The organism is Saccharopolyspora sp. NPDC002686 (genome assembly GCF_040295745.1).
In the GTDB taxonomy this organism is placed as follows: Bacteria; Actinomycetota; Actinomycetes; order Mycobacteriales; family Pseudonocardiaceae; genus Saccharopolyspora; species Saccharopolyspora oryzae.
Genome location: NZ_JBEOVY010000366.1, coordinates 1 through 7,350 on the forward strand (window position 1 = coordinate 1; position 7,350 = coordinate 7,350).

Annotated in this window: 5 protein-coding genes and 1 pseudogene; 5 read left to right on the forward strand and 1 reads right to left on the reverse strand. The window is 69.5% G+C overall.

Annotation, left to right across the window (positions count from 1 at the left end; all coding sequences use genetic code 11):
* The first annotated feature begins 153 nt into the window (after positions 1 to 153).
* Together ABTZ89_RS32600 and ABTZ89_RS32605 are read left to right on the forward strand one after the other, a co-directional pair.
* The gene (locus ABTZ89_RS32600) at positions 154 to 1,533 is read left to right on the forward strand and encodes a purine-cytosine permease family protein (RefSeq protein WP_351052010.1); all 1,380 of its coding nucleotides are present in this window, start codon (positions 154 to 156) and stop codon (positions 1,531 to 1,533) included.
* Positions 1,534 to 1,565: 32 nt separating this feature from the next.
* Entirely contained in the window at positions 1,566 to 3,032 is a 1,467-nt protein-coding gene (locus ABTZ89_RS32605; RefSeq protein WP_351052013.1) for a PucR family transcriptional regulator, read from the forward strand.
* Here the strand turns inward: ABTZ89_RS32605 and ABTZ89_RS32610 are convergent.
* Positions 3,007 to 4,146, reverse strand: coding sequence for an acyl-CoA dehydrogenase family protein (locus ABTZ89_RS32610; protein ID WP_351052016.1), 1,140 nt, complete (start codon positions 4,144 to 4,146; stop codon positions 3,007 to 3,009). The genes ABTZ89_RS32605 and ABTZ89_RS32610 overlap by 26 nt on opposite strands.
* 183 nt (positions 4,147 to 4,329) lie before the next feature.
* On the opposite strand from ABTZ89_RS32610, the gene ABTZ89_RS32615 reads away from it, so the two are divergent.
* The 3 genes and pseudogenes from ABTZ89_RS32615 to ABTZ89_RS32625 all read left to right on the forward strand — a co-directional run.
* A complete protein-coding gene (locus tag ABTZ89_RS32615) occupies positions 4,330 to 5,466 on the forward strand; it encodes a CaiB/BaiF CoA transferase family protein (RefSeq protein WP_351052019.1) in 1,137 nt (378 codons plus the stop codon).
* Between the two features lie 58 nt (positions 5,467 to 5,524).
* On the forward strand, positions 5,525 to 6,310 hold the full coding sequence (locus ABTZ89_RS32620; RefSeq protein ID WP_270948216.1) for an IclR family transcriptional regulator: 786 nt from the start codon (positions 5,525 to 5,527) through the stop codon (positions 6,308 to 6,310).
* Between the two features lie 827 nt (positions 6,311 to 7,137).
* Positions 7,138 to 7,350: pseudogene (locus ABTZ89_RS32625) on the forward strand (urocanate hydratase); the annotation flags it as partial.

A 7,350-nucleotide genomic window follows, 5' to 3' on the forward strand; every position in this document is an offset into this window, starting at 1 on the left:
GGATCGCCGAATCCCCGCCCGGTTCGGCGTTTCCGGGACGTTGATTCTTCCCTGTCTGGCATTCCAGACAGCGGGTCTCCGCCGGGCATTGATCCGGAGTTCGTCGCGGCGACTAATGGAACGAACTGAATTCGGCGGGGCGAGGAGTGACACATGGCCGGTGGCTTGCAGGTCGAGCGGAGGTCGATCGACCCGATCCCGGAGGCCGAGCGGCACGGCAGCCCGCGCAGCCTCTTCACGTTGTGGTTCGCCGGCAACATGCAGATCACCTCGGCGGTGACCGGCGCGCTGACCGTGCTCGTCGGGCTGCACCCGCTGTGGGCGCTGGTGGCCATCGCGCTGGGCAACGCCATCGGCGGCGTGCCGATGGCGTTGCACGCGGCCCAGGGCCCGAAGCTGGGCATCCCGCAGATGATCCAGAGCCGGGCCCAGTTCGGCGTGTACGGCGCCGTGCTGCCGCTGGTGCTCGTGGTGCTGATGTACCTGGGCTACTTCGCCAGCGGCAACGTGCTGGGCGGGCAGGCGCTTTCGGCGATCACCGACCTGCCGGTCGACCTGAGCATCGTGCTCTACGCGGCGCTGTCGGCGACGATCGCGATCGTCGGGTACCGGCTGATCCACCGCTTCGGCTGGCTGGCCTCGCTGGTGTCGGTCGTGGTGTTCGTGTACCTGACCTTCCGGCTGGTCACCACGCACGACCTCGGGCCCGTGCTGGCGAACGCGAAGCTCGACGTGCCCGCGTTCCTGCTCGCGCTGTCGCTGACCGCGTCCTGGCAGCTCACCTTCGGCCCCTACGTCGCCGACACCTCGCGGTACCTGCCCTCGGGCACCTCGATCCGGGCGACGTTCTGGTGGACCTACGGCGGTACCGCGCTCGGCGCGACCTGGGCGATGTCGTTCGGCGCGCTGGCTTACGCGGTGGCGGGCAAGGAGTTCAAGGGCCACGAGGTCGCCTACGTGGTGGGCCTCGGCGGCGAAGCGCTGGTGCTGCCGCTGCTGCTGGCCATCGCGCTGGGCAAGCTCACCATCAACGTGCTCAACATCTACGGCGGCTACATGACCGTGGCCACCACGATGAGCGCCTTCACCCGCAAGGTCGGGCTGTCCCCGGCGACCCGGATCGGCTACATCGCGCTGGTCGGCGTGCTGGGCGGTGTGATCGCGGTGCTGGGGCGCGGTGACTTCCTGTCGAACTTCGTGCTGTTCCTGCACTTCCTGCTCTACTTCCTGACCCCGTGGAGCGCGATCAACCTGGTCGACTTCTACTTCCTGCGCAAGGAGAAGTACGACATGGAGGCGATGTACGACCCCGACGGCGTCTACGGCCGCTGGTGCGTGCCTGCGCTGATCGCCTACTTCGTCGGCATCGCGGTGCAGATCCCGTTCTCCAATGTGGACGGTGTGTTCACCGGGCCGCTGGTGGAGCTGCTCGGCGGTGCGGACATCGCCTGGCTGCTCGGACTGGTGGTCCCGGGCGTCATCTACTGGGCCGCGATGCGCAAGCGGATCCGGGAAACGGCCCCGGCGGCCTGACGGTGCCGGGTGCTCACCCGTCCGATGGGCAGGTGAAGAACGCGATGATGCCGGTGAGCGTGGTCGATCTCGTCGCGGAACCGTCGCTGCGGCTGGTGGCGAGGACGAGCCACTGCGGTGCAGCCCGGCCCATCAGCTGGGTCTCCACCACGGAACTGCCCGATCCGGTCCCGTTCCTGCGCGGCGATGAGCTCGTCCTGACCACCGGCATGTACGAGCGCACCGACGAGCAGTGGTGGGAGCTGGTCGACCGGCTGGCGCGGCTGCCGATCGCGGCGCTGTGCTTCGGTACCGGGTTGGTGCACCGCGAAGTCCCGGACGTCGTCGTCCGGGCCGCGGAGGAGTGCGGGCTCGCGCTGGTGGAATCGCCGTGCGAGGTGCCGTTCGTCCAGATCAGCCACTGGGTGGCCGACCGCATCTTCGCCGAGCAGTACGACGCGGTGCGCGCCAACGTCGCGGTGCAGGACGAGCTCGTGCGCGCGCTGCTGGCGGGTAACGGTCTGACCGGGCTGCTCAGCCGGCTCCACGTGCACCTCGGGCGAACGCCGGTCGCGGTGGTCGGGGTGGACGGTGCCGTGCTGGCGAAGTTCCCCCAGCACGCGGCGGTTCCGGATGCGACGGTGCGCCGGCCGGTCGAGATCGACCAGGTGCCGGTCGCCCAGGTGTGCGCTGACATCCCCGCGCAGTTCGAGAGCGTGCTGTCGTTCGCGGCGAACATCCTCGGGCTGGAGATCGCCCGGCACCAGGCAGTGCTGACCGGGCGGCGCGAACTGCTCGGCCACGTCGTCGAGGACGTGCTGGAGCACGTGATCTCCGACCGCGAGGGGCGCGCCCGGCTGGTCCGCGCCCGCGTGCCGATCGGGGAGCCGAACCACGTCGTGCTGGCCACCGTCGACGGGCCCGCGGACCGGTTGCGCCGCCTGCCGTGGGCGGTGGGGCAGCTGGTGGAGCGCCGCGACGACCACCAGCCGACCGCGGTCATCGACAACACCGCCGTGCTGATCGTGCCCGCCACCGCGGACGTCGCGGGCATCGCCGCGGAACTCCGCGACCGGTTGGCGGTGCTGGATCCGCAGGTCGGCGTCGGGGTCAGCACCGCCAGATCAGGTGTCCCCGGGCTGCGCATCGGGCACGCCGAAGCCCGCCAAGCCAGTGCTCAGGGACCCGGGGTGCACCCGGCCGGGCCCCTGAGCGTGACCGGTCTGCTGGCCGGCAGCGTCGACCTGCCCCTGGCGGAACTCGCCGAGACCACGCTGGCCCGGCTGCTGCGCTACGACGTCGAGCACGACGGCGAACTCCTCGCGACCCTGCGCGCCTACCTCGACCACGACTGCTCGCCATCGGTGACCGCGAAAGCGCTGGCCGTGCACCGCAACAGCCTGCGCTACCGGCTGCAGCTGATCGAGCAGCTCACCGGACGCGACCTGGCGCGGCTGACCGACCGGATCGAGCTGTGGTTCGCCGTGCGAGCGCTCAGCCGAGGAGCCGGCGAGCCATGACGATCCGCTGGATCTCGTTGGTGCCCTCGTAGATCTGCGTGATCTTCGCGTCGCGCATGAACCGCTCGACGGGGAAGTCGCGGGTGTAGCCGTAGCCGCCGAACAGCTGCACCGCATCGGTGGTCACGCGCATCGCGGTGTCGGAAGCGAAGCACTTCGCGGCGGCGCCGAAGAACGTCCGGTCCGGCGCGCCGTCAGCGCGTGCCGCCGCCGCGTAGACCAGCTGGCGGGCGGCGGTGACGTGCATGGCCATGTCGGCGAGCTTGAACTGCACGCCTTGGAAGTCCCCGATGGGACGGCCGAACTGCTTGCGCTCCTGCACGTAGCCGACCGACGCGTCCACCGCGGCCTGCCCGATCCCGACCGCCTGCGCACCGATCGACACCCGCGTCCGATCCAAAGTGGACAGCGCGATCCGCATGCCCTTGCCGGGTTCGCCGAGCAGCCGGTCGGCCGGGATCCGGCAGTCCTCGAAGAACACCTCGCGGGTCACCGAACCGCGCAGTCCCATCTTCTTCTCCGGCGGGCCGCAGCTGATGCCCGGATCGTCGGCGTGCACCACGAAGGCCGAGATCCCGCGCGACCCGGCCTCCGGATCGGTCACCGCGAACACCACGAGCAGTCCCGCGATCCCCGCCGAGGTGATCCACGTCTTCACGCCGTCCAAGCGGTAACCGCCGCCGTCCCGGACCGCCTTGCACCGCATCGCCCCGACGTCGCTACCCGCCTCGCGCTCGCTGATCGCGTAGGCCATCAGGACCTCTCCGGACGCGACCTGGGGCAGGTACCGCTGCTTCTGCTCCTCGGTGCCGAACAGCAGCAGGGGAGTCACGCCCAGCTTGTTCGAGGTCAGGATCGTCGACGACGATGCGCACGCCCGGGCCACCTCCTCCACGGCGATGGCCGAGGCCGTGGCGTCGGCACCGTCTCCGCCGTACTGCTCGGGGATTCCGACCGCGTGCAGCCCGGCCGCCACCAGCTCGTCGTAGACGTCGTGCGGGAACTCGCCGCGCTCGTCGATCTCGGCGGCGCGGGGAGCGATCTTGGCCTGGGCCATCGCGCGCACGCTCGCGCGGAAGTCCTCGTACTCGGCGGGCAGCAGGTAAGGCGTCATGGAACCTCCTCGATCGGTCTTCCGCGCCATTACCGAACGACCGGGCTGCGCGGACATATGGCCCGCTGCCCGGAAAACCGCCGATCTTTCGTGCGTCCGCACGTCGTCCACCGCGTTGCTCCGTTCCTAGCGTGATCGGTGGACGACGTTCGTGAGCACAAATTCCTGCGGAACGAGGGCGCGATGGGACTTCTCGACGGTGTGCGCGTGCTGGACCTGAGCCGGGTGCTGGCCGGGCCCTACTGCACGGCGATGCTGGCCGATCTCGGGGCCGACGTGGTGAAGGCCGAACCGGTGCGCGGCGACGACTCCCGGCACCTCGGGCCCTTCGTCGACGGCGAGAGCGTCTACTTCGCACAGCTCAACCGGGGCAAGCGCAGCGTCGCGCTGGACCTCAAGGACGCCGACGACCGCGAGTTCTTCCGCTGCCTGGCCCGGCGCGCGGACGTGGTGGTGGAGAACTTCCGCCCGGGTGTGGCGGCCAAGCTCGGTGTCGACCACGCGACGCTGTCCGCCGACAACCCGCGCCTGGTCTACGCGAGCATCTCCGGTTTCGGCCAGCACGGACCGCTGTCGCACCTGCCGGCCTACGACCTGGTGGTGCAGGCGATGTCCGGGCTGATGGCGGCCACCGGCCACCCCGCCGGGCCGCCCACCAGGACCGGCGAATCGCTCGGCGACCTGTGCGCCGGGATGTTCGCCGCGTGGGGGATCTGCGCCGCGCTGTTCGACCGCGAACGCACCGGGCGCGGCCGGCACCTCGACGTGGCGATGCTCGATTCGCTGGTCTCCCTGCAGGTCACGGCGATGAGCTTGCTCACGGCCACCGGCGCGCTGCCCGGGCGCACCGGCAACCGGCACCCGGTCTCCACGCCCTTCGACACCTTCCAAGCCGCCGACGGGCTGGTCGCGATCGCGGTGGCCAACGACGGCGTGTTCGCCCGGCTGACCGACATGCTGGGCAAACCGTCGCTGGCCGTCCACGAACGCTTCGCCACCGACACCGCCCGGACCGAGAACCGCGAATTGCTGCACAGCATCATCGAGGCGTGGACGCAGCGCCGCGCGGTCTCGGAGGTGGTGTCCGCCGCCGAACGATCCGGTGTTCCCGCCGGGCCCATCTGGGACCTCGCCGAGGCCGTGGACAGCGACCAGGTGCGGGGCCGGAACCTGGTGGCGGAGCTGGAACATCCCGTGCTCGGCGCGCTGCGCTACCTCAGGCAACCAGTCCAGTTCGGAGACTCCGACGACCGGCCGCGTCCGCGCATCCCGCGGCTCGGCGAGCACCAGGAGGACGTCCGAGCGGATTGGCTGATGTGAACCACACCGGCGGCATCCGCGACAATCGTGCTGTCATCGCGGGCGAGAGGTGGGTGCAGTGGCCGAATCGAGCGCATCACCGGCGGTCGGACGGGCGTTGGACGTCCTCGTCCGACTGGCCGAAGCACCGGGGCCGGTGCGCGCCGCGACCCTGGCGCGGGACCTCGACATCCCGCGCTCATCGCTGTACCACATCCTGTCCGTACTGGTGGACAAGGGATTCGTGGTCTACCTCGCGGGGGAGCAGGCCTACGGGCTCGGCGTGGTGTCCTTCGAAATCGGCTCCGCCTACCTGCGCCACGAACCCCTGGAACGCCGGGCCGCACCCATCCTGCGCCGCTTGGCCCGCAACCTCGGGCAAACCGTGCACCTGGGCATCCTGCACGGCTCGGAAACGGTGTACCTGCTGAAGGAACAGCCGACCTCGGGCGCCGACGTCTCGCTGATCACCGACGTCGGTGTGCGCCTGCCCGCGCACCTGACCGCCAACGGCCGCGCGATCCTCGCGGGCAGCCCCGACGCCCAGGTCCGGGCCCTCTTCCCGCGCCGCAGCGACTTCATCACCCGCACCGGCCGCGGACCCCGGACGCTGGCGGAGCTGGGCGAGCAGCTGGCGGTGGACCGGGAACGCGGCTGGTCGGAGGAGGTGGAGCTGGTCGCCCCCGGACTGCGCTCGGTGGGTGCGGCGGTGTTCGACCACAGCGCCCGCCCGGTGGCGGCGCTGAGCACGTCGTGGAGCCGCTTCCACGAACGCCACGAACCGACCGAGGTCGGCGAGATCATGCGAGCCGGAGCGGCGAAGCTGACGGCGGCGATCTCCGGCCGGAACCCGCTGGCGGGGTGAACCCGCCGCTCGGCTGGTCTGCGGGGCAGGCAGAACGAACCACTGCTCGATCAGCGGTGAACCTCACGCAATTTCGATTGAAATTGTCAAACATCGCCACCGCAGGTTCCGTCCACAACGACGACAATTTCGATTGAAATTGCTGCGCGCACTGGTGACCAGCTGGCGCTTTGAACCCTGCGCAACCCCGTGCGGCACGGGCCTCACTCGTCGTTGGGTCTGTTGGGTATCGCTGCTGGGCGTTGGGTGGTGATACACGGGCGGCCTGGCGAGGGGAGGGGTGTCGTCGGGGGCGGGGTGCTTTTGGGTTCAAAGCGGTGGGGGGTCGCCTCGTGCGTCCAGCAATTTCAATCGAAATTGTCTCCGTTTTCGACGGAACCCGCGGTGGCGATTTTTGACAATTTCAATCGAAATTGCATGAGGTTCACCGCTGATCGAACAGTGGTGGTGCGCGGTTGTCACTGGTCGAGCAGTGGTGCCGTGGGTTCATCGGTGGTCGAGCAGTGGTGGTGCGCGGTTGTCACTGGTCGAGCAGTGGTGCCGTGGGTTCATCGGTGGTCGAGCAGTCGCGATGTGGGTTTGCTGGGCGTCGGGGTGATGTGGTTTCAGCGGGCGTTGGGGGTTACCGCTGGGGCAGTGGTGATAGCGGTTCGTCGGGTGCGTGGGGGTGTGGGCTTGGGGTGGGTCGGGAGTCTGGGGGCGCTGTGTTCACCGGGATTTCAGAGTGGCGTCTCGGATCCGAGAAAGAGTGGGCTTGGTGCTGCCGTTCTCGCTTGGTGGGGGATGTCATGGGTGGACGAGAACGCATTTCGGGTCAGGAGCAACTCATGAGCAACGAGAACGTCCGCAACATTCGCGCGCCGCGCGGCGCCGAGCTGAACTGCCGCGGTTGGCAGCAGGAAGGCGCGCTGCGGATGCTGATGAACAACCTCGATGCCGAGGTTGCCGAGCGGCCCGACGACCTGGTGGTCTACGGCGGCACCGGCAAGGCCGCGCGGACGTGGCAGGCCTTCGACGCGATCACCGAGACGCTCAAGACC